Source organism: Vibrio sp. STUT-A16, from assembly GCF_026000495.1.
Lineage (GTDB): Bacteria > Pseudomonadota > Gammaproteobacteria > Enterobacterales > Vibrionaceae > Vibrio > Vibrio diabolicus.
Window position 1 is genome coordinate 1,758,641 of the sequence record NZ_AP026766.1, and the last position, 23,719, is coordinate 1,782,359.

General features: G+C 42.9%; 17 protein-coding genes and 4 tRNA genes. 13 read left to right on the plus strand and 8 right to left on the minus strand.

The features are described 5' to 3' along the window. Nucleotides 1-62: 62 nt before the first annotated feature. Entirely contained in the window at nucleotides 63-1,694 is a 1,632-nt protein-coding gene (locus tag OO778_RS24535) for a methyl-accepting chemotaxis protein (RefSeq protein ID WP_104970749.1), read from the minus strand. 552 nt (nucleotides 1,695-2,246) lie between these two features. Here OO778_RS24535 and OO778_RS24540 point away from each other — a divergent pair. From OO778_RS24540 to OO778_RS24555, 4 genes are all read left to right on the plus strand, one after another. Beyond that, a tRNA-Leu gene (locus OO778_RS24540) sits at nucleotides 2,247-2,333 on the plus strand. A 37-nt stretch (nucleotides 2,334-2,370) separates the two neighbouring features. Continuing rightward, a tRNA-Cys gene (locus OO778_RS24545) sits at nucleotides 2,371-2,444 on the plus strand. Between the two features lie 308 nt (nucleotides 2,445-2,752). Further along, nucleotides 2,753-4,276 carry an alpha-amylase gene (gene amyS, locus OO778_RS24550; RefSeq protein WP_264912071.1) on the plus strand — a complete coding sequence of 508 codons (1,524 nt, stop codon included), beginning with the start codon at nucleotides 2,753-2,755 and terminating at the stop codon, nucleotides 4,274-4,276. 130 nt (nucleotides 4,277-4,406) lie between these two features. Then, nucleotides 4,407-4,661 carry a hypothetical protein gene (locus OO778_RS24555; RefSeq protein ID WP_012842214.1) on the plus strand — a complete coding sequence of 85 codons (255 nt, stop codon included), beginning with the start codon at nucleotides 4,407-4,409 and terminating at the stop codon, nucleotides 4,659-4,661. Nucleotides 4,662-4,735: 74 nt separating this feature from the next. On the opposite strand, the gene OO778_RS24560 is transcribed toward OO778_RS24555, so the two are convergent. Both OO778_RS24560 and OO778_RS24565 read right to left on the minus strand, forming a co-directional pair. Next, entirely contained in the window at nucleotides 4,736-5,524 is a 789-nt protein-coding gene (locus OO778_RS24560; RefSeq protein ID WP_134645705.1) for a lipase, read from the minus strand. 68 nt (nucleotides 5,525-5,592) lie between these two features. Beyond that, nucleotides 5,593-6,522 (minus strand): CHAD domain-containing protein, encoded by a 930-nt coding sequence (locus tag OO778_RS24565; RefSeq protein WP_264912074.1) that lies wholly within the window; start codon nucleotides 6,520-6,522, stop codon nucleotides 5,593-5,595. A 301-nt stretch (nucleotides 6,523-6,823) separates the two neighbouring features. Between OO778_RS24565 and OO778_RS24570 the strand changes: the two genes are divergently transcribed. The 3 genes from OO778_RS24570 to OO778_RS24580 all read left to right on the plus strand — a co-directional run bounded on the left by OO778_RS24570 (nucleotide 6,824) and on the right by OO778_RS24580 (nucleotide 9,683). Beyond that, a tRNA-Leu gene (locus OO778_RS24570) sits at nucleotides 6,824-6,910 on the plus strand. Nucleotides 6,911-6,944: 34 nt separating this feature from the next. Continuing rightward, nucleotides 6,945-7,018 (plus strand) — tRNA-Cys (locus tag OO778_RS24575). Nucleotides 7,019-8,000: 982 nt separating this feature from the next. Then, nucleotides 8,001-9,683 carry an Ig-like domain-containing protein gene (locus tag OO778_RS24580; protein WP_264912837.1) on the plus strand — a complete coding sequence of 561 codons (1,683 nt, stop codon included), beginning with the start codon at nucleotides 8,001-8,003 and terminating at the stop codon, nucleotides 9,681-9,683. 71 nt (nucleotides 9,684-9,754) lie between these two features. Here OO778_RS24580 and OO778_RS24585 read toward each other — a convergent pair whose 3' ends face one another. Continuing rightward, nucleotides 9,755-11,041: a DUF11 domain-containing protein gene (locus OO778_RS24585; protein WP_264912076.1), complete on the minus strand. Its 1,287-nt coding sequence runs from the start codon at nucleotides 11,039-11,041 to the stop codon at nucleotides 9,755-9,757. 680 nt (nucleotides 11,042-11,721) lie between these two features. Here OO778_RS24585 and OO778_RS24590 point away from each other — a divergent pair. Continuing rightward, nucleotides 11,722-13,317, plus strand: coding sequence for a DUF11 domain-containing protein (locus OO778_RS24590; protein ID WP_258615407.1), 1,596 nt, complete (start codon nucleotides 11,722-11,724; stop codon nucleotides 13,315-13,317). 63 nt (nucleotides 13,318-13,380) lie between these two features. Here the strand turns inward: OO778_RS24590 and OO778_RS24595 are convergent, their stop codons facing one another. From OO778_RS24595 to rnk, 3 genes are all read right to left on the minus strand, one after another. After that, a complete protein-coding gene (locus OO778_RS24595) occupies nucleotides 13,381-15,165 on the minus strand; it encodes an Ig-like domain-containing protein (RefSeq protein ID WP_258615405.1) in 1,785 nt (594 codons plus the stop codon). Between the two features lie 479 nt (nucleotides 15,166-15,644). Beyond that, complete coding sequence (locus tag OO778_RS24600) at nucleotides 15,645-16,598, minus strand: sensor domain-containing diguanylate cyclase (RefSeq protein ID WP_046875474.1); 954 nt, start codon at nucleotides 16,596-16,598, stop codon at nucleotides 15,645-15,647. Nucleotides 16,599-16,837: 239 nt separating this feature from the next. Further along, nucleotides 16,838-17,245 carry a nucleoside diphosphate kinase regulator gene (rnk, locus tag OO778_RS24605; RefSeq protein ID WP_005394604.1) on the minus strand — a complete coding sequence of 136 codons (408 nt, stop codon included), beginning with the start codon at nucleotides 17,243-17,245 and terminating at the stop codon, nucleotides 16,838-16,840. A gap of 529 nt (nucleotides 17,246-17,774) precedes the next feature. On the opposite strand from rnk, the gene nirB reads away from it, so the two are divergent. The 4 genes from nirB to cobA all read left to right on the plus strand — a co-directional run bounded on the left by nirB (nucleotide 17,775) and on the right by cobA (nucleotide 22,653). After that, the gene (gene nirB, locus OO778_RS24610) at nucleotides 17,775-20,339 is read left to right on the plus strand and encodes a nitrite reductase large subunit NirB (RefSeq protein WP_258616140.1); all 2,565 of its coding nucleotides are present in this window, start codon (nucleotides 17,775-17,777) and stop codon (nucleotides 20,337-20,339) included. A gap of 13 nt (nucleotides 20,340-20,352) precedes the next feature. Beyond that, complete coding sequence (gene nirD / locus OO778_RS24615) at nucleotides 20,353-20,676, plus strand: nitrite reductase small subunit NirD (protein ID WP_005387969.1); 324 nt, start codon at nucleotides 20,353-20,355, stop codon at nucleotides 20,674-20,676. Between the two features lie 196 nt (nucleotides 20,677-20,872). Beyond that, nucleotides 20,873-21,721, plus strand: a complete 849-nt coding sequence (locus OO778_RS24620) for a formate/nitrite transporter family protein (protein WP_046875392.1) — start codon at nucleotides 20,873-20,875, stop codon at nucleotides 21,719-21,721. A 173-nt stretch (nucleotides 21,722-21,894) separates the two neighbouring features. Further along, a complete protein-coding gene (cobA, locus tag OO778_RS24625; protein WP_258616142.1) occupies nucleotides 21,895-22,653 on the plus strand; it encodes a uroporphyrinogen-III C-methyltransferase in 759 nt (252 codons plus the stop codon). Between the two features lie 13 nt (nucleotides 22,654-22,666). Here cobA and OO778_RS24630 read toward each other — a convergent pair whose 3' ends face one another. Then, complete coding sequence (locus tag OO778_RS24630; RefSeq protein WP_012842228.1) at nucleotides 22,667-23,107, minus strand: DUF4174 domain-containing protein; 441 nt, start codon at nucleotides 23,105-23,107, stop codon at nucleotides 22,667-22,669. Nucleotides 23,108-23,224: 117 nt separating this feature from the next. Between OO778_RS24630 and OO778_RS24635 the strand changes: the two genes are divergently transcribed. Beyond that, nucleotides 23,225-23,713 (plus strand): NYN domain-containing protein, encoded by a 489-nt coding sequence (locus tag OO778_RS24635; protein ID WP_005394594.1) that lies wholly within the window; start codon nucleotides 23,225-23,227, stop codon nucleotides 23,711-23,713. Nucleotides 23,714-23,719 lie beyond the last annotated feature (6 nt).

The window sequence follows — 23,719 nt, forward strand, 5'->3', positions numbered from 1 at the left end:
TGATTGCACTCAATTTGCGCAAATCGAGGTTGATTCAATATCAACTAAGGTATCCACTGAGTTTAACTCAGTTTAAAGCGGCTCATTACATCTTTAAGAGAAATTGACAACTGGCTTAGCTCACGACAAGCCTGTGCGGTTTGCTCTGAGCCCTGTGATACTTCTTGAGATGCCAAGTGTATGTTTTCAATGCTGCGGTTAAGCTCTTCTGCAACAGAGTCTTGCTGGTTACAAGCCGTGGCGATTTGGGTGCCCATGTCTGAGATATCAGAAATCGAGTGTTCAATGTCGCTCATCAGCTGTTTTGATTGAATGCCTTGCTCTGCACATTCTGAGATACTGGTTCTAGAAAGTTCTGTCGCAGATTTCGCGTCTTTTGCAAGCGATTGTAGCTGTTCAATGATCGACGTAATTTCGCTGGTTGAATCTTGCGTACGGCCTGCAAGCGTTCGAACCTCGTCCGCAACCACGGCAAAACCGCGACCAGACTCACCAGCACGCGCAGCTTCAATGGCTGCATTAAGAGCAAGTAGGTTGGTTTGATCGGCAATGTCACGGATAACATCAACAATAACGTTAATTTTATTCGATTGCTGTTCAAGCTCTGCCACAGTATCGCCCGCAGCACCAATTACGTTTGAAACTTCATGAATCGCGTCAACCATGCCTTGCGTTTCACGAACACCGTGTTGTGTACGACGGTTTGCTTCGTTAGCTTGGTTCGCTGAATCTTCAGTATTACGTGCAACATCGGCTACTGCTGCTTTCATTTCTGTCATTGCCGTAGCAATGTGTGTGATTTGCAGTTGTTGATCCTTCATACCAGACGCAGAAATATCAGAGATTTGATTCATCTCTTCTACTGCACTGCTTAACTGTGTGACCGCAGCAATCACGTTGTCGATAACTTGGCGCAAGTCATCTTGCATCTTAGTGGTCGCATCTGCCAGCTCACCTAGCTCGTCATTGCCGATGGCTTTACGATCGATGTCGTTTGATAGGTCACCTGTTGCGATGGCATTTGCTTGCTCGACAACAAGTTTTAGTGGGCCACAAATAAGGCGTGTCAGCACGTACGTCATGCCTACCATGATAAGCAGAATAATCACGTTGCTTGCAATTGACGAGTTACTCAATCCATTTACAGAAGAAAGAATATGAGTTTTGTTACTGTCCATAGCATTTTTAAGTAGACGGATCAGTTCACCGAGCTCAGAGTCAACCGTTTCGAAAGCAGGTAAAGAGTTCGCCAAAATAGGGTGGGCCTTGCTTTTGTCGTTGGCTAGCATCGCTTCGTTGTACTGATCCATAGTGACCAGGTACTTTTTCCACTGACGCATAAGGCGCTGGTAAGTTTGTTGCTCTTCACCAGGCCAAATCGTTTCACCGTAAGAATCGAGCTCTTTGCTGATCTTTTCACGTTCGCGAATGTTGCTGGCAATTTTGTTTCTGATTTGGTCTGCGTCTTCATAAGTGTATGTCGCAAACTGAGCACGGCGCCAGCGAGACAAGTGATCTCGGATCGAATCTACTCTTTCCATAGCAGGAAGCGTATCATCGGTATAGTTTAAAAGCTCAGATTTAATGCTTTTGAGCTCTGTAGATAAAAATACGCCAAACGCAATGTTGACGATGGCAATGAGTAAAAACGATAGCGATATCTTTTTCGCTATAGAAAGATTCTTGATAGACATTAGTGATATACCTTGTTTTTCTTATGGTGTGTCGCCAAAGTAAACCACGTCCTTATATGTGATATATGTCCATTAAATTACTGCAACGAGTGTAAGCTATCATTATTTATTGATATTTTCGATAATGAATTGAGCTTTTTTTGAAAATAAAAAATGTCAATGATTTTATAAAGGTACGACCACATTCGATGCAAAGTTATCGGTAACAAAATATGATATTTCGTGTGAAACAGTGCCAAGAGTAGGGGCTCCAATTGTTACAGATGTTACAGAGCTGAAGAGAGTGGTGACTACGATCCGCGTTAGTCAGGCGTTTACAAGCTAAGCAGTTATGGGCATCAACATGTGTGTGACTTAGAGTTGATGAAAGCTAACGAGTGTTTCTTGGCCTAATTGAATGCCAATTGTACCGTCTGGATCGCTTTTTAAGCACTTAAATCAAAAAGATAAAATTTATTGTTGACCAGATAAATTAATCCGTTAAAGTACGCCTCGTTCTCACGGCAAAGGTCGCTGAGACAGATGGTGTCTAACCCATCGCATGATTGCGTTGCCCTGGTGGTGGAATTGGTAGACACAAGGGATTTAAAATCCCTCGGCGTTCGCGCTGTGCCGGTTCAAGTCCGGCCCGGGGCACCATCAAAATCTTTGGTAACAGAGATACAAAAATCAGAAAGGCGCCTTGGCAGAGTGGCTATGCAGCGGATTGCAAATCCGTGGACCTCGGTTCGACTCCGGGAGGCGCCTCCACTATTTCGAAAGCCAGTCTTAAATGACTGGCTTTCTTCGTTTTAAATCCATCAATCTATACTCGTTCACGCTTCTCTAAATTCCTCCCATGTTTTGATCACCATTCAATATTTTCAATGCACTAGTCATTGATTTTATAAATGTTAAATAACTCAATAATTGTATAGGGTGATTGGTGCTAATTTCTCTTCGATTGTAATCCGAACTTTTTGTATCACAGGCAGCAACTTGACTAGCGTGACCGTTGGCAATGCTTGGTGTGTATGAGCAGAAAGGAGGATTTTAGTCCTTAACGTGAGAGAAAAATAATGAAAATATTTAAATTAAAACGCACTATTTTACCTTTAACCTTGTTGCTAAGTTCATCTGCATTGGCTGCTGAGAATGGCACAATGATGCAGTATTTCCATTGGTATGTGCCTAACGATGGCACACTGTGGACTCAAGTGGAAAATAACGCTCCAACGCTAGCAGAAAACGGATTCACAGCGCTCTGGCTACCACCTGCATACAAAGGAGCGGGTGGCAGTAATGATGTCGGCTACGGCGTTTATGACATGTACGACTTGGGGGAGTTTGATCAAAAAGGATCAGTGCGCACCAAATACGGCACGAAAGATCAGTATCTTAGCGCTATCAATGCCGCTCACAATAACAATATCCAGGTTTATGGTGACGTGGTGTTTAACCACCGTGGTGGTGCAGATGGGAAATCTTGGGTTGATACTAAGCGGGTAGATTGGAACAACCGCAACATTGAACTTGGTGATAAATGGATTGAAGCGTGGGTGGAGTTTGATTTCCCTGGACGCAACGACAAGTACTCTAACTTCCATTGGACTTGGTACCATTTTGATGGCGTGGACTGGGACGATGCAGGTAAAGAAAAAGCCATTTTTAAATTCAAAGGTGAAGGTAAGGCATGGGATTGGGAAGTCAGTTCTGAAAAGGGGAATTACGACTACCTTATGTATGCTGACTTAGACATGGATCATCCTGAAGTTAAACAAGAACTGAAAGATTGGGGTGAGTGGTACATCAACATGACTGGTGTTGATGGCTTTAGAATGGATGCGGTGAAGCACATCAAATACCAATATCTTCAAGAATGGATTGATCACCTACGTTGGAAAACAGGGAAAGAACTCTTCACGGTCGGAGAGTACTGGAACTACGATGTGAATCAGCTGCATAACTTTATCACCAAAACTTCTGGCAGCATGTCTCTGTTCGACGCACCGCTACATATGAACTTCTACAATGCGTCTAAATCGGGTGGTAGCTACGATATGCGTCAAATCATGGATGGTACGCTGATGAAGGACAATCCAGTCAAAGCGGTAACCTTAGTAGAAAACCATGATACTCAACCTTTGCAGGCGTTGGAGTCGGCGGTCGATTGGTGGTTTAAGCCGCTCGCTTACGCGTTTATCTTATTGCGCGAAGAAGGTTATCCATCCGTGTTTTATGCAGATTACTACGGCGCGCAGTACAGTGATAAAGGGCATGACATCAATATGGTCAAAGTGCCTTACATCGAAGAGCTCGTAACACTGCGTAAAGACTATGCATATGGCAAACAACATTCTTATCTTGACCATTGGGATGTAATTGGCTGGACTCGCGAGGGCGATGCAGAACATCCACATTCAATGGCAGTGATCATGAGCGATGGACCAGGTGGCTCGAAGTGGATGTATACGGGCAAGCCAAGTACACGCTATGTCGACAAGTTGGGCATCCGAACTGAGGACGTTTGGACAGATGCGAACGGGTGGGCTGAGTTCCCTGTAAATGGTGGATCTGTCTCGGTTTGGGTTAGCGTTGAGTAATCCATTCTTGTGATTTTGATACAGAACAGGCAAATTTTGATGAAACTTTGCAGTGAATCAATACGTTATTTGATATTCATATAACAAATGAGTAACTTATATTTGAGCATTATCTAGAGGAAGATGAAGAATGGAATCTATTGCTGATGTATTGGTTGTGGCTATTGTGTTCGGTGCCATATTTGGGGGCGGGATAATTAAGTTAATCTTGAATCATCGTAAAGAAGTAAGAGCTTTGGAGATATCTGAACGTAATACGATGAGCCAAGAAGAACAAGATAACCTTAACAAGCAAATTGGTGATTTGAAGCGACGCGTTGAAGTGTTAGAGCGCATAGTCACAGATAGCAAATATCAACTTGAAAAAGAAATTGCCTCTCTGTAATTCACCACAAAAACGTAAAGCCGGCTGAGTCCGGCTTTTTAGTGCCTGTACATCATAGTTTTAGGGTACTTAGCTCAGCGTTCGTCAAAGAAGTCTTTATCGCGGATGTACTTACTCATAAAGTGATAAGAGAATGGTCGCATCAACCAACTAAATAGAGAACGTCCAAGTCGAATGAACGTTGGCGTATTCTCGTATATTTTCCCATTATACAACCATAGCATTTTGCCTACATGCCAATAGAGAAAAGGCACTGGCGGCATGAATGTCACGATGTCGATATCGCAACAAATCCGGTAAGTTTTGTGCCCCAAACGATAGCGTTTTTTGAAGGTCCAATCTCCAACTGCGGGCTGACCGAAAGTCACAACGCGTTTAATGCTCTTTGGGTATTTTTTCTCAATATAGTCGGCAAAAACACTGCCAATCGCGCCACCTGAAGAGTGACCAGTAATGGTGATTCTTTTTCCCTTAAGAATGAGCGGTACAACGATACCTTCGAGGCGCTCGATCACGGTCAGCCCCAACCGATCTTCATTTCGGCTCGGTAAACTTTCTTGAAACAGAAGATGATAGAAACCCGCGTGAATGCGGTAATTCAGTCCCAGCCTTCGACAGCTTCTCGTCCACATCGCGAAGTTTAACAACCAATCACTGATACTGTGTGAGCCTTTAATCACTACGACCACTTCACTCTGTTTTTTACTCCAGAGCACACGAATCATAATCTTACCGTGTTCATTTCTAATGACTCGTTGCCCATTAGGATCGAATCCGTATTGAGTTTGTCTGAAGACGCGAGGATAGGCGAGATTACAGAGTACGGCATAGCGCTCATATTGGTATCGTTTTAATGGTTTCACGTTATCTTTCTTTATGGAGCCTAACGACTGACTGTAATTAATGAATATTAAAAATACGTGAACCTAGGTTAGTGCTGGTAGAGGCTTTGTGTGTTGGTATCGTGGATGAAAGCCTCAAATTGGTCTAAGTGCGTTAAGGTGGTCTGGCGCGAAGTATCGTGATGTTCACTAAGCACGTTAAGCAGCTTTTTCAGGGTCTTACGATCTTTTTTATTGAGGTTTACTGCCTCTTTGATCTGTGTGAAAAATTCAATTTGACTTGAAGTGTCGTTAAAATCACCGAGCTTGTCTTGTAATAGTTTTAATTGTTTCACGTTGTTTTTGTGCTGTGGGGCAGGGTAGAGTGTGGAAAACCCTTCTAGCAAATAACGCAGCGCTTTGCACTTTATCCTCATCGAGTGAATCACGTTGTCACAACTTTTGTCCGAGATCTTGCTCCGTGCTTTGTCGACCTTTTTAAATTGTTCGGAGACTTTTTGGCTTGCGAAGAGTAACGCAGGTACGTTGTTATCCACTCGTTCGTGTTGTGTACTTCGCAGCAGACTATTCCTGACCAAAGTGCAGTGCATAGTGTAATCTTTTGTCGCTAGCCAACGCGCAACTTTTGCCTGTTCGTAAGTACGTTCGGATTCTATAAAGCCAAAAAGCTGCTCAAGAGAGGATTTATGGCTTGGGAGAATTTCAATGTATTGGCTTTTGTCCAAGATAAATACGTCCAAATCACGCAGCTTATTTGTTTTCTTCATCATTATTTTTAAATGAGGTTTCAAAATACGCTGTTCAAAAGGAGGTATCAGTTCGCGAAGTAGCAAGCATAGTGAGCGTATGCGCCTCAGTGTGACGCGATATTGGTGTGTATATTCAGGGTCCAAGTCATGGGCGATCCCCTGTTCCAGAGAGCGTGCATAATCAAATTCAGTAAGTAAGAAGTGGGGCACTACGAAGTCGAGTTCGGAATCAGTATGTAGCGGTAATTGAAATGATGACCTTCGAAACATGATGAGCGCTTATTTGTCCCCTGCAGTACGAGTTAAGTTTATACCCATACTGCCAATTTGTGCGACTTGTCGATTCCTCATTGACATGAAGTGATGAAGCAAAGTAAACGAGAGCAAAGCATGCTGATGTTCTTGTGAGCAAAATGATCGCCCTTTGTTCGTTTGAGTTGGCTTTTTAACCATTTGAATAAAAAAGACTAATTTTTTGTTGACCAGATAAATTAATCCGTTAAAGTACGCCTCGTTCTCACGGCAAAGGCCGCTGAGACAGATGGTGTCTAACCCATCGCATGATTGCGTTGCCCTGGTGGTGGAATTGGTAGACACAAGGGATTTAAAATCCCTCGGCGTTCGCGCTGTGCCGGTTCAAGTCCGGCCCGGGGCACCATCAAAATCTTTGGACAGAGATACAAAATCAGAAAGGCGCCTTGGCAGAGTGGCTATGCAGCGGATTGCAAATCCGTGGACCTCGGTTCGACTCCGGGAGGCGCCTCCACTATTTCTAAAAACCGGCCTTGTGCCGGTTTTTTACTATCTGGTATTGTCAAACTATTCTAATACACATTTATTATTGAATAATTAATTTTTGTACAAATACCAACCTCAATTATCAGTTAATCACCCTTTAACTGGTTTTCATGAATTGCTATCTATAGCGTTATATTATCAATGTGATTTTAGTTCAATATTGAAAATAAAGTTGCACATATATCCTGCTTGTTTCTCTATATGTCTCTAGTTGATATTGCACTGTATCGCTCAGTCTGTCTTTTAATCGAGTATAAAACTAGGTGAGCAAAAAACTTTTCACCACTTTAATTTAACGTAAATTTAACAATTAAAGATGGATAATATTACTCAAGAGTTGTTGAGGTATATTATTCGAATGACTCGTTATTAAGTTAATGAATTTAAAGGTTATAATTTCATGCGATGAAATTGAGGTTGTTTTAGTTCAATTTCTACTTGTTTGATTTTTAATGATTTAAATTAGCTGTAGTGCAAGTGATTTATTAAAGTCATTGTTGAATACAAAGGTTGTTCATATAAAACAATCATAAGTTTATTTTAAGTAACTGACAAAAATGGACAAATTTATTATTACACAAACTTAACCTAAATTACTTATCGCTCTGGTTGAATTTTGACCGGTTGCTTTGCTATGATTCCGGCTCTTATATTTTTGGTGGTTATCCTTTTATAACCATGTTGATGTATATAGGAACATATTTGGCTTTATAGGCTAGGGCATTTTATTGCCTAAAATTTATATTATTTTACCCTACCATTTCTGCTTATATTGGCGGGAAGGTGAACTAGTTATTAATTTAAAATTAGGTGAAGCAGTGATAAAAAATATTAAAATAAATAGAACAATCCTAAATAAAGGGTTGTCATTTTTATTAGTAATATTCGCTTGTTTACAGAGCATCCATTACGCCAGTGCAGCAGGAAGTACGACGGGACAGCAAAATACATTGGTTATCCTGCTGAACTTCAAAGAAAACCCAAATGAGCAGCCATTAACTTTATCAGAGGCAAATAATCTAATCTTTGGCACAGTGAATGACTTCTACCGTGAAAGCTCTTTTGATCAAATGTGGCTGTCTGGGAAAGTCGTGGGTTGGTTTAATCTACCGTTGTCTAATCAGGTTTGTGATTTTACCGCTGTTCAAGATGCAGCGGATCAAGAAGCCATCGCTGCGGGAGTGAAGCTTGAAGAGTACGATCGTATTGTTTACTTGATGACAAAAACGGCATGTGGTGTCGCTGGATCGGCAACTATTGATGGCATGCCTTCACGCGCGCACATCAATGGTGATTTTTCTCCGATGAATATCGCTCATGAGCTTGGACATAACTTTGGTTTGCATCACTCTCGTGCTCTTGATTGTGGCGAGCATACGCTTTCAGACAACTGTACGTTGCGTGAATACGGTGATACCTATGATGTAATGGGTGGTCCAGACATCGGCTATTTGAATACTTTCCAGCGCGAGCGACTAGGATGGCTAGAGGGAGAGCACGCTTCAAAGACACTGGAAGTTACTCAAAATGGTACTTACTCCATCGCGAATTACGAGACGACTAGTGAGCAGCCAGTTACGATAAAAGTACCTCGTGGTACTGATCCCTCTACAGGTGCAAAAAAATGGTTTTACATTGAATACCGCCAGTCTATTGGTTTTGACGACTTTTTAGATGCTCGTTCTTACTCGTTCTATCGTGGGGACGTTACGGATGGCATAATCATTCGAAGCGCTGTAGAAGGCGATGGGCGCAGCAGTAATCTGCTTCACTTTAAAACTGATTCTGAATATCGTGCGGTTTTTGGCCGAAATGACTGGTTTGACCCATCTATGCCGGTCGGTGGTAGCTATACTGACCCAGACTCAGGTGTAACATTGAGTTTGGTGAGTGCAGCGAACGGCATCGCCGAAGTAAGCGTTGTCTTTGACAGCTCTGACAACGGTAATATCGGGACTTGTACTGTTAATGCTCCATCAGTGACTGCGAAAGCTGCAACAAACAACTCGGTTGCAGCCGGTGATGAGGTTCAATATCAGGTCACTATTACCAACAAAGATAGTGCAGATTGTTCAGCGAGCAGTTTTTCTGTAAACGCGTCAGTGCCAACTGGTTGGAAAGCAAGCAGCAATGCAATCACGCTAGCAGCAGGTGAAACCGGACAAGTAATGATATCAGTCGTATCTTCGGTTAACGCTAGTGATAAAGACTATGCTTTGAATATGATCGTGACGCACGGAGAGGACTCAAGTCTGCAAACCGCAGCATCCGTGAATTACTCTGTAACCACTGAAATCTCGCCATCACCAGAGCTCGTTGCTGTTGATGATCAGGTGACTATGTCTTCGAAACAGTCGGTGATTATCGATGTGATGGCAAACGATGTTGTTGGAGAGCAAAACTCTGCAAGCGTGCTTTCTTTTACTAGACCAAGTAAGGGGCGACTAGAGCTGTTATCAGATGGCACCCTGCGTTACACACCTGAGAAGAAATTCAAAAATAACGACAGCTTTACCTATACCATAGGTGATGGTCAAAGCAGCTCGACCGCTCAGGTCTCAGTGAAGTTAGAGTCCTCATCTGGTGGCGATTCTGGCAACTCTGGTAACAATGGGAAAGGTAAGAATAAATAGAACGATATAGTTCGAAAGAAAACGCCTGACGAGTTAACGTCAGGCGTTGTTTTATTAAGTTGCAATAGACCTTATTCAGGGCAGCTAACAGGCTCTGGACAAGTTGGACATAGCGTACATTCTGCAGACGCTGTTATCGCTTCTACGACAACATTACCGAAGATAGTTTCACCACTCGCATCCACAGTATCTGTAAACGCTCTGACCTCTTCACCCGGTAATGGAAGGCCTTCACCATCTCCTGGGATTGGCTCGTAGTTACCAGTAAAGTCGTAACACTCAGCAGGCGCAAGCATACCAACCTGGATTGGATTCGAGTCTTTGTTGTCGATTACGACAATGCCGTCAATGGTGACATTGGAGGTATTACATACACTACCACTGTAATTGACTTGAAGACCGTATTCATTAATACCTGTATCTTCAAAGCGATTCACGACGACGACACTACAGTCTTTCTCTAGAGACAATGAACCAGGGATGTTTTGGCTTGGGCATTCCCAATCTGCGTTGTCAGAAACCGCAACACCACCACCAGTTTCAAGTGCTGCGCTTACTTCTGCGTAGTTAGTGATACCGTTTTGGTCAATAATAAACGAACCATTAAACTCTTGCGTTTGTCCGACGGCGAGCATCGCTAAATTGAACACATGGTCACCAGCAGCCATATCATTGTCAACGGCTGTAGTGTCTGTTGCCACAACATCATACAATGCAAAGTCACCGGTGTTTTCTACAGTGAGTTTATAGTTGTATTTCAAAGTGTTACCATTGACAACATCACCAAATGTACAAGTTTTAGTGACTTTAATGTCTGGTACGCCTGGTGTGTAACAGAATGAAATATGACTTAAGCCATAGTATCTACCGTTTTTACCCACAGGTGCATGTAGTAAGGCATCATCTTGATACAATAATCCATCTGTAAAGTAGTTATATAGGTTTCCGTCAGGACCACCTTTTACGAAGATAGCTTGCATAATCACAGGGCTATCACCTTGATCCCAACTGAAGGTTTTTGCCCCAGGTTGTTGATCAATAACCACTTCAAGCATGCCATCACCGAAAGTGCCGTCTGTAACTGGCTCAAGCTTGTATTCTATCAAACCGTCGATCTCTGGAAGTAATTGTTGACAGGTGTTATTCCCTTCAACAAATATTGGTTGCACGCCTCGGCTTGAAGGGTCGCCAGCGGATGCGTAAACAATTTGAGAGCTCAGCACTAAGCTAACCGCTATGACCCAAGTAAACAGCTTAAACATGCTGCTGATATTGATCGCTGTAAGTATATTCTGGCTACATAAAGTGGAACAACGGTAACTCTTACTGCCCCACCAAGAGTTAAATATGGTTTTCATAAAACCTCCTTGTGTAAGTGGGCTCGCTACGTCCTTGAGCCCACATACGTGATAGTTTTCTCACAGAGTTAAACTGCGCCAGTTGACTAGCATAGAGTGTTCCACATTTAACCTTTTGTATTTGTTGATTATTTTTTATTTTTGTACAGAGGGGTGAACAGTTTGTTTATATTGTCATAAATGGTTGAGCTAAAACTTATTCGCTAAACGATTGAATATGTTTTAGTTAAATGAGTATTCAATTAGATGTGTAAAGGGTGTAACACTATGCAAACAGGTGTTACACATCACCTTCACATTAGTTGGGGCAGGTGAGTAAGCGTCTATTTCATATTCATAGTGGACAGTTTCAATACCGTCGCTTTTGTGCATCTGTCACAGGTGTAAACAATAAAGTGTCAATCTGTAACATTATCCTAGAACACGTATATATCTTTGTTATCGTAGGTTTTTTTGTCTCTTTTGTTTTCTTTCTCTTTCTTTAAAATTGAACACTCTGTTCATTCTCTTCGCTGTTGAAAATATTTAGTTTAATAAAATCATAACCTTAAGTAGTGGCATGCTCTATGCGTTATACGAGCTCGAAACGAAAGTTGTATCTCGCTTTCACTCTTTCTTAAAAGGCAATTAATGACATAGGGACCTTCGTCTAGCTTTAGAAGCGTTCTAAGGAGTAGGTTATGAATTCTTGTAAGTCAGGTATCTGGCATACGATGAAGAGCTTTCTTTATGCAATATTTACAAGCTTGCTAATAGGTAGCTCTGCATTTGCAACACCAACAGATGGCGTATTTGAGTTAGAAGCAAATGCTAATGCGATAGATGACTCTGGGGTAGGTGCTCCAGATGACTGGTCAACGCCGCCAAACAGTGGTGGAGCATTAGTATTTAGCTTTGAGAATGACACGGCAACACCGGATACAATCTTTACTGGTGGTAATAAAGACATCAAAGACATACCGGAACTTGGTTGGAAGACTGGTACGGTACTTGATAAAGGGGACATTCTTCATGCGTATGCAGCGGCATACAACATTAATAATGACCTTGTACTCACCTTTGGTGCAGACCGTTTTGGTAACAGCGGTGATGCCTTCTTAGGTTTTTGGTTTTATCAAGACTCGGTTAGTACAAACCCAGACGGTACATTCACGGGTCAACATATTGCTGGCGACCTTTTGATTCAGGTGAATTATTTGCAAGGAGCAAATGAGGGGCCAGAAATTTTGGTTCTTGAATGGGACACAACTTGTGCGAAAGCTGCTAACAATAATCCACAAGATGGTCAGTGTGCTGCGACAAACTTACGTTTGAAAGTTAAGACAAATGCACTGTGTTCACCAGGCGCGCAAGATGTGTGTGCTTCAACCAATACAACTGACTCACCTGCACCATGGGCGTATACGCCAAAAAGTGGTGTCGAAAATGTCTTCCCTCCAGAAACCTTCTTTGAAGGTGGTGTAAATCTTACTGAACTTCTACAAACAGACACCTGTTTTAGCTCGTTTGCAGCCGAAACAAGAGCATCAAGCAGTATTACCGCTCAGTTGAAAGACTTTGTGGTTGGTGACTTTGAGTTGTGTAGTGTTGATATCACCAAAACATGTAATCAAGCGGTCGTGAATGATACAGAAGATGGTTACGTTTACTCATACAGCGGCGACGTGATTAATGATGGTGTTGGTACGCTATACGATGTTGTTGTAGAGGATTTAGAAGCAGGTACTACACATAGCTTAGGTGCTATTGCTTCAGGTGACAGTGCTTCATACAGCGACAGTTTTGAAAGTACAAATAACGGTCTAACTAATACGGTAAGAGTCACAGCAGCTGCGACTCCGGGTGGTCAAGCGACCATTACTGATACCGCAAGTGATCCATGTGAGTCATTGAGCTTGTCTCCAATGATTAGTGTAACGAAATCATGTGAAAGCGGCTTCAAACTTACTGAAAACGGTATCATTGCAGAAGTGAGCTTCTCGGGAATGGTATGTAACACAACGCCTGGACTTACTTTAGTGAATGTTTCTGTTGTGGATGACTCAGGTACGCCTGAGGATACTTCTGATGACGTGAAAGTGGTAGATAATATCGAACTCGCTTCGGATCAATGTCAGTCTTATACTGGTAGTTATATCCCAACGGCATTTAGCAATGCAGAAACGCAATCTTTCCGTGATACAGTGACAGCGGTTGGTTTCTTAAAAATCGATAATACTCAAGCGACGAATGAAGCTTCTGCAGACTGTGATATTTGTCCTGCACCAAGCAACTAATTGACGTCTTTTGAATAAAAAGCCTGGAGTATTCTCCAGGCTTTTTCATATGAATTGCGTGATTTAGTTCGGTTTCCCTTTACCGTTTCCACCACCATTCCCACCAGAAGTCGATTGTAAGGTGATGCTAATCGTCGCGGTTGAAGAAGATTGACCGTCACTGATCGTATAAGTAAATGAATCATTATTCTTGAACTTCTTCGATGGTGTGTATTCAATGGAGCCATCGCTCAGTACACGGGCGCTGCCTTTGTTTGGCTTAGCGACCGTAATTGCAAAAGAGGCCGATTGTTCAAACGAGTCATTATTTAACTGCTCGATGCGAACGACGGATTTATCACTGATCGTTACGCTATCATTCACCGCCTCAAGTGGTGACGTTGACTCAGACAACACTGTGTAAGATAGCTCGGTTTTGGCTGATTGTTCATTTTCAGCATCTATAACGTCAACGGTTATGCTGTAAGAGTTCGGCTGAGCATCGCTGTTTGACGTAACCATGACCGTCGTTTCTGCACTCATGCCGGAAGGAACCGTCAAGGCGCTTGCGTCATAATTCCATCCGTCAGGAACGCTTAAAGCCGTTGTATAAGTCGCGTCTGCACATTCTGTATTGTTCTGGTTCGTCACTTTAAGATTATACGCTAACGTTTCTCCGGCATTAGCATCAGAACCTGATAGTGGGGTTAGAGAGAGTAGAGGCGATGTCGCAACGCATTGCCCGGATTCACCACCAAATATGACACTGACCTGTGCGTTTTGACCATTAGCACTTTCCAAAGTAATCGACACGCCTGTTTTTGGATCGGTGAACGTTCCACCAATTGGAAGAGCAGGGTCTTCCCAGTCATTACTCCCAAATAATTGTTTGAAAGTGGAGTCAGGCTTCATGTGTAGCAAGCGGCTACTTTTAAGATCACCGTCTGTCGCTAGGCGCACAACCACACCTTCTGTCACATCTTGGCGGTATACGATGTACGAACGGTCACGTAAAAAGCTGTCGTAGCCAAGAGCTTGTCGATATTCAACGTAAAACCATTGGCGCTGACCTGTAATTGGATCGGTGCCTCTTGGGATTTTTAAAACTTTTGATGAAGTACTTTCAAAGTCTTCATAGGCATCAATAGAGTAAACACCATCACTAGAAATGATTTGAGCAGGGGAGGCCTGCCACCCTAAGTTTTCCAATTGGAAGGCGCTAAAGTAACCCATATCGTAGTTACCCATTGTATCGTAGCTATCACCGTACTCTATGACAAGGCAATCACCAGCTAACGTACCGTCTTTACAGTCGAGTGCGGAAGCGTGATGCAATCCAAAATTATGTCCTAATTCATGGGCGATAACTCGAGGCTCGAAAACCGCATTTATTGACGCTCTAGAGGGGGTTACTCCTTGGCTACCAGAGCCTTCTGATGCACATCCAGTTTTGGTTGTTAAGTAGATAAAACGGTCATAGTTTGATAGTTGATATCCCGCAGTTTCAGCCATTTTGTTGGCTTCCGCTGCTACAGCATCATCATCGCAAATTTGGTTTGATATCGGTAAGGTGAATGTTCCAGCAACATCACCAGATAGCCAAAGTTGCCCCTGGGACATTTGCGAATAGAAGTCGCTAACGGTATTAAAAACAACATGATGGGCGTCTTCTTTAGAGAGCGGGATCTCTTGAGGGTTTTCTTGGAAATTGACGAGTACAACTAATGTTTTTTGTTCACCACTAGCCACTTGCTCAGCATAAACCTCTGATGAAAAAGAATATGCTGACACGAGGGTTACAAAGCCAAGAGCTAGCAAGCGTAAATTTGACGCAACAAAGCCCAATTGAGGGAGGATGACCTTCTTCAATTTATATACCTACTTAATATTTTGATATTAAATGAAATTACAAATTCATAATGTTTTAAATAAAATAAATACCGAGCTCTATCCAAATAGAACCAGTAATTATCAAGTGTGCATTATGTTTTATAAAGTTTGTTTTATATTTGTGTGTGTTTATTACTTTTAAACACGAGGCGAGATATTAGCAGAAGGGGTGGTTAAAATTCAACCATGCATTTCGGTTTTTATAAGTTTATGAACTATAATGTTTAACTGCTTTTTACTAGTGGTTTTTATAAAAATAATAAGAAATAATATTGTATGCAACAAAAGCAGTTACAAAGACAGTAATAATATTACACCGTGTAATATGCAACATTCTTAATTGTTTGTTATTTCTTTTGTTTCCTATATAAATTACTTATTAAAAATAAGACGCTATCAATTCCATAGAGAAAATTGTCAAATTAAAGAAATATTAATTTCAAAAAACAAGAGACTTATTATATCTGGATATAGGCAACGCCATTTTTGCCATTTTTCTTTATCTCATACATTGCATGATCGGCTTTTTGATAAACTTCATTAAACTGTTGTTTTCCTTTATCAAATAGACAAACACCGATGCTCATTCCAATCGTTACTTTATTTAAGTCCTGATTTATCGCAGGAATGATGGAACTTAAGAGTCGATCACAAAGTTGAGATATTTCTTCTTGATTTGAATAAGAGCTTAAAACGACAAACTCATCTCCTCCTATGCGTCCGACTTGAGACTTGCTTGGCGCAAGCTCTGTTAAGCTATTGGCGATATTAATGAGGAGAGTATCACCAGTATGATGGCCTAGCTGGTCGTTAACTGCTTTAAAATTATCTATATCAACAAACACTAAGGCAGACTGCTGAGACGGCTTGGTTTGAGGTTGATGATTAAAGTTTTCCTCTATTGCTTTTCTATTTAACAGTCCGGTCAATGGATCACTCGAAGCTAACTTAGCCAGTTGCTGCTCATATCGCTTTTCTTTTGTAATATCGATATGAGTGCCCATCATGCGTAGTGGTTCGCCATCAGAACCATACTCGACGATGCGCCCTCGATCGTAGACCCAACTATCACTGCCGTCTTTATGAATCATGCGATGAACTACCTCATAAAGGTCGGTTTTGCCAGCTAGGTGATCTTCAAATGCACCCACCGCAAGATCATAATCTTCAGGGTGGAGATTGTTTTTCCACGTTTCAACCGTCGCGGTTAACTCATGGGGCTGATAACCTAGCATTTTGCCCCACTGCATATTGAATATCGTCAAAGTACCTGAAGGAATATGCTGCTCCCACAAACACAGTCCATTACTGTCGAGTGCAGCATTCAACTTTTCTTGTAGTCGCGCATTCTTCCGCTTCAGCTCTTCATTTTCTTTTTCTAAGCAGGCAATTCGAGTTAGATATTCTTCCATTTTGCGCATAGTTTACGTCGTTTTCGGAGCGACAATATACGAAAAATACTTTGCAATTTCTATGATTGAGCTTGGAGATATAGGTATTGAATATGCGGTAAATAACAAAAGAATCGGTGATGTTACTTAAGAGCAGCAAAGTAAATGCTTGGAAAAACAAAGAAGGAAATAGGGGATAAGCGAGGGGCTCTCCTGGTGCAAAGTCATAAATGAGGCCTTTGCACCGGGACTACTGAGGGTTAGCGGTTTAGTGCACCACAACGCTCAGGCTGGTAGGTGATATCGACAATTTCAATTGTCTTCACTTGATTATTTGGCATTGGCCATTCAAGTTTTTGACCAACAGACAAACCGATCAGTGCGCTGCCTACGGGCGCAAAAATGGAAATATCATCACTGCTTTTCAGCTCAGATGGGTAAACCAGTGTCTTTGTCATGGTTCTATCTTCACCTGCAAATTTAAACTCTACAGTTGAGTTCATCGTGACCACATTATCTGGCATTTGTTCTGGCTCAAGAACCGTCGCACGGTCTAGCTCTGCTTCTAGCTCAACAAGCTCCGCCGCGATGTTTGGCATTTTATCCAACAAAGCCGTGATTCGGTTCATATCTAAGCTTGAAATGTAGATAGAATTGTTTTCTGACATTTTATGACTCCCAAATAAAAGGCCGCCTCACAAACATGGGACGGCACTCTATATGTCAATTACGGTATCAATCATATGGATTTTATTCCATATGAACTAAATCAGATTCTAGTCTTTATAGTGCGACTTAGCTAGTAAAAGATTTTTGTTGTGAGACTTGATTTTTCTAAAACTTTCAGTCACTTCAGTTGTTCACCTTTAATAGCCTTGAAACGGCTAGGTTAAAACGAATGCTTTGTTTTTAAACAAAGCAGGGTTTATCGTTAGCGTGGCTTAACTCGACAATCATTGCCATTCTGTAAAAGCCAAAACTGTATAGCCCTTTGTGAGCATGACTGCGGTTATCTCATTTTGTAAAAACTACCAACATCCGTTAATAAATTACCTTTTATTCTTCAATATCAAGATAAAAACGTTCATCTACCCCTTTAGGGTAGTTTGAAATTGTAATTGATTTACATCATGTATTAATTTTCTTTCACAATTAACAATGAGCTCAGTGATAAGAACCTAACCCTTAGGAATTATAATGAGCAAGTTGAAGCTAGTAGTCATCGGTAACGGTATGGTAGGGCACCGTTATATTGAAGACTTAGTCGAGAAAGCTGATATCTCTAATATGGAGATTACCGTTTTCTGTGAAGAACCTCGTGTCGCATACGACCGTGTGCACCTTTCCTCTTACTTTTCTCACCATACTGCAGATGAACTTTCTTTAGTGAAAGAAGGCTTCTACGAGAAACACGGCATTAACATGTTGATCGGTGAGCGTGCGATTAATATCAACCGTGAAAACCGCATTGTTTACTCAAGCACTGGTCGTGAAGTTCAATACGACAAGCTGATTCTTGCTACTGGCTCATTCCCATTTGTTCCACCTATCAAAGGTCACAAAAGCAAAGACTGTTTTGTTTACCGCACTATCGAAGATCTTAAAGCGATCGAAGCGTGTGCGAAGAAGAGCAAATCAGGCGTGGTTGTCGGTGGTGGTCTGCTAGGTCTTGAAGCAGCTGGCGCATTGAAAGCACTAGGTGTAGAAACGCACGTTGTTGAGTTCGCACCAAAGCTAATGGCTGAGCAACTTGATCTAGCTGGTGGTAACCAACTTCGTCAAAAGATCGAGCGCATGGGCGTGAACGTTCACACTAGCAAAAACACGCTTGAGATCGCGGCAGAAGGCACAAATGCACGCAACGTTATGCGTTTTGCTGACGGTTCAGAGCTAGAAACAGACTTCATCGTATTCTCCGCAGGTATTCGTCCACAAGATAAACTAGCACGCCAAATGGAGCTAGAAGTGGCACCTCGTGGCGGTGTTGCTATCAACGACCATTGTCAGACTTCTGATGAGAACATCTACGCCATCGGTGAGTGTGCGTCTTGGAATGAAATGTTCTACGGTCTTGTTGCTCCTGGCTACAAGATGGCGACAGTTGCCGTTGATCATCTACTAGGTAACACAGAAAGCAAATTCGAAGGCGCTGACATGTCTGCGAAGCTGAAACTTCTTGGTGTAAAAGTAGGTTCAATCGGTGACGCAAACGGTCGTACCGAAGGCTGTAAGAGTTACGTTTACCAAAACGAAGAGCAAGAAGTTTACAAACGTCTTATCGTTTCTGAAGACAACAAGAAACTGCTCGGTGCGGTATTGGTGGGTGATACATCTGACTACGGCGATCTGCTTCAATTGATGTTGAACGAAATCGACCTACCAGAGCATCCAGATGCCTTGATCCTTCCTGCACACGCAGGTGCTGAGAAACCAGCACTCGGTGCGGATGCACTACCAGAAAGCGCAGTGATCTGTTCATGTTTCGACGTAACCAAAGGCAAGATCGCTCAAGCGGTTGCTGATGGTCACCATACATTGGGCGACATCAAAGCAGTGACTGGCGCAGGTACAGGCTGTGGTGGTTGTATTCCTCTAGTGACCTCTGTTCTAAATGCAGAGCTTGCTAAATCTGGCATCGAAGTGAAGAACGACGTGTGTGAACACTTTGCACACTCACGCCAAGAGTTGTTCCACCTAATCCGCATTGAAGAGATCAAAACGTTTGATGAGCTTCTAGAGAAATATGGTAAAGGTTACGGTTGTGAAGTTTGTAAACCACTTGTGGGCTCTATTTTGGCGTCTTGCTGGGGTGAGCACATCCTTAAGCCACAACTGGTTAAGCTGCACGACACGAACGACAACTTCCTAGGTAACATCCAAAAAGATGGTACTTACTCTGTGATCCCACGTATGGCGGGTGGTGAAGTAACACCTCAAGCACTGGGTGCGCTAGCGAACGTTGCTGCAGAATACAACCTATACACCAAAGTAACCGGTGCTCAACGTATTGGTCTGTTCGGTGCTCAAAAAGACGATCTTCCAGAGATCTGGCGCAAGCTTATCGACGCTGGTTTCGAAACAGGTCAAGCGTACGCAAAAGCACTTCGTATGGCGAAGACATGTGTTGGCTCAACTTGGTGTCGTTACGGTGTTCAAGATTCTGTTGGTCTAGGTTCTTACATCGAGAACCGTTACAAAGGCATTCGTACACCTCATAAGATGAAGTTCGGTGTTTCTGGCTGTACTCGTGAGTGTGCGGAAGCACAAGGTAAAGACCTTGGCATCATCGCGACTGACGCAGGCTGGAACATGTACGTATGTGGTAACGGTGGTATGAAACCTCGTCACGCAGACCTACTAGCAAGCGATCTAGATAAAGAAACGCTAATCAAGTACATCGACCGCTTCATGATGTTCTACATCCGTACTGCAGCGCCACTACAACGCACATCAGTTTGGATGGAAAACATGGAAGGTGGCGTTGACTACCTACGCGAAGTGATTGTTGACGACAAACTTGGCATCAACGCTCAACTAGAAGCTGACGTAGCGAAGCTTGTAGACGAGTACGAGTGTGAGTGGACTGCGACTATCAACGACGAATCACAACTGACTCGTTTCGCACACTTCATCAACTCTGACAAGCGCGATGACAACGTTATGTTTGTACAAGAGCGTGAACAGCACCGCCCGGCAACTTTCACGGAAAAACACCCTGAAGCGAAAGGCGACATCCTACACGTAGCGATCACTGAAGCATAAGGGAAGGTTGATTATGTCATTTGAAAAGATTTGCCAAATCAGCGACATCGTACCGGGCACTGGCGTTTGTGCACTGGTTGATGGTCAGCAAGTTGCGGTATTCCGCCCAACACAAGCAGAAGAAGTGCTGGCGATCAGCAACACAGACCCGTTCTTCCAATCAAACGTGCTTTCTCGCGGTTTGATTTGTGAGCACCAAGGCGAACTTTGGGTAGCAAGCCCACTTAAAAAGCAACGCTTTAACCTGACAACAGGTGCGTGCATGGAAGACGAGCGTTTTAGCGTGAAAGCGTACAAAACGCGTGTAACCAACGGCGAAGTAGAAATTTCTGCATAAGCTTGGTTTGCATTCCCTCCTCCTTAAGGGGAGGGAATGCACTGAGTACTTAGATTCAATAGACAAAGGCTTTCCAAGCGTCATCTTTGGGGAACAGGGAAGCGAGATGATGTCGACAGCAGTGGGTGTCAACGGGAAGCCTTTCTCTATTCAATCTTTAACTTTTTAACTTTCAATTTTGAATAAGGACACATTCATGTCTACAGACTTTAAACCTGCTGAATTCGTGCAAACCATGATCAACGTGGGTGAAGCGAAAATTAATACCAGCACTCGAGATCTTCTGCTTCGCGGCACGATGGCAGGCGTTATTCTGTCTCTTGCGGTGGTGGTTGCTATTACCGCGATTGTACAAACGGGCATTGGCCTTGTGGGGGCGCTTGTTTTCCCTGTGGGCTTTGTGATTCTCAGTGTGATGGGTTACGACCTTGTCACAGGTGTTTTTGGTCTTGCTCCTTTGGCTAAGTTTGCTAACCGTCCGGGTATCACTTGGGGTCGTATTTTCCGTTGCTGGGGATTGGTAGGTTTGGGTAACCTGATTGGTTCTCTAATAGTGGCTTACCTAGTGGCTATCTCTCTAACCGGTAACTTCTCTCTAGAATTGAACGCGGTAGCGAAGAAGTTTGTCGCTGTATCGACTGCCCGTAGCCTTGGTTTCGAAAACATGGGCATGGACGGATGGATCACGTGTTTTGTACGCGCTATCTTCTGTAACCTAATGGTGTGCCTAGGCGTGATCGGCAACATGACAGCACGTTCAGTATCTGGTCGTGTAGCGATGATGTGGTTCCCAATCTTCATCTTCTTCGCGCTCGTATTTGAGCACACCGTGGTAAACATGTTCCTATTCCCACTGGGTATGATTCTAGGTGCGGATTTTGGTATCGCGACTTGGTTGAACTTCAACCTTATCCCAACCATTCTAGGTAACATTGTTGGTGGTCTCGTAATGACTTGTCTGCCACTGTACCTAACTCATGCGAAAACAGCGCCCTCTATTAATGCTGAAGAAGAAGTAAATGCAGAGCCTGCAATCGCAAAATAAACTGCTTTTATCTGGCCCTACCTATGGTAGGTAGGGCTACTCAACTCATTTAACTTTCAATAGATATTGTATTGATTTGGCTATAAAAAGTAATAACTCCTTGGAGTAGTTTGAACCTTAAGTTAATAACGTGAGTGTTACTCTTTATATCCAAATTTCCGATAGGCGTTGATATGACTACTGCGAACTCATCTTTAAACAGCGGCTTTGTTTCTCTAGTAGGTGCGGGGCCGGGCGATCCAGACTTGCTGACAGTCAAAGGTTTGAAAGCGATTCAAGCGGCTGAAGTTGTGGTGTATGACCGATTAGTGTCGAAAGACATTCTTGAATTGGCGCATGCATCAGTGGAGATGATCTACGTAGGCAAAAAATTGGACTTTCACTGTGTACCTCAAGATCAAATTAACCAAATCTTGGTACAAAAAGCACAAGAAGGTAAACGCGTTGTGCGTCTAAAAGGTGGTGATTCTTTCATCTTTGGACGCGGTGGTGAAGAGCTAGAAGAGCTAGCCGAATTTGGCATCAAATACGAAGTGGTGCCGGGGATCACCGCGGCGGCGGGCGCGACGGCTTACGCAGGTATTCCATTAACGCATCGCGACCACGCGCAAAGCGTTCAATTTATTACAGGTCACGTGCAAAAAGACGGTCGCGAAATTGAGTGGCATTCGTTAGCGCAATCTAACAACACACTTGTGTTCTACATGGGGTTGAAGCAAAGCGGTCACATCATGGATAAGCTGATCACTCATGGATTAGATCCAGAGATGTCATGCGCCATTATTGAAAATGGTACGCGTCCAGAGCAGCGCGTGTTCCAAGGAAAACTGAACGAACTTTCTGAAATGGCTGAGAAGGCGATCAGTCCAGCATTGATCGTCGTTGGCAGCGTGACGCAGTTGCACAGCAAACTAGACTGGTTTAGAAAATAAGTTCGTCTAATGGTTAGATTTTGCAGGGGCTATGACGTCTCTGCATTTCTTGCTTACGCATTGGCATTTGATCAATCAAGTTGTTGATAAATGGCCAATCCGTTTCTGCGCCCCATCGGTATTTCTCTTGACCATCTTTACCCAGTAAAATTGCGGTATGTGAGCCTTTTTCAATTTCATACAGCTTGGCAAGCATTTTCAAATCAAACTCTTCTTTGAGCCAAGCTGGAGACGTATAACCTTGTTCTGTAATGACTAATGTGACCACATCTCTGTCTTCCAACTCGCACTCATTCATGAGTGTTTCTAGTAAGAATTGTTTAACGTATTCATCGTTTTCTGGAGCGAAGTAAAGCACACTCCGATGCGGCCAGTACTTTGAATGTGCTGGATAACCAAATGCTGTCGATGACAAGATACAAGAAAGTAGTATCACTAGTAACTTTCCGCCCATGACAGTTCCCCTAGAAACCCAAATACCGTTTATACGTTAAGTTTAGTGGAATTGGCTCATTGTGCTTTTACCAAAACTGACTTAGGGTAGGCAGCAAATAAATCAAGCGTAGAAAAGATGAATTCAGAAAGAAAACAAAAGATCGCCATTTTGGTTGATGTACAGAATGTGTATTACACCTGTCGCGAAGCGTATCGCAGTAATTTTGATTACAACCAGTTTTGGTATGTTGCGACGCAAGGGAAAGAGGTGGTGAGTGCTCGTGCTTATGCCATCGCGAGTAACGATCCAAAACAGCGTCAGTTTCATCACATTTTACGCGGTGTTGGGTTTGAGGTAATGCTTAAACCCTATATTCAGCGTCGTGACGGCAGCTCGAAAGGCGACTGGGATGTCGGTATTACTCTTGATGCGATTGAAATTGCGCCTGAAGTTGAGGAAGTGATTCTCGTTTCTGGAGATGGGGACTTTAGTCTGCTAGTGGAACGAATTCAGCAGCGCTTCAATAAAACGGTGACCGTTTATGGTGTGCCTAAGCTAACATCCCAAACTCTGATTGATTGTGCAGATAACTTTGTCGCGATTGATGATGACTTCTTACTGTAATCACTA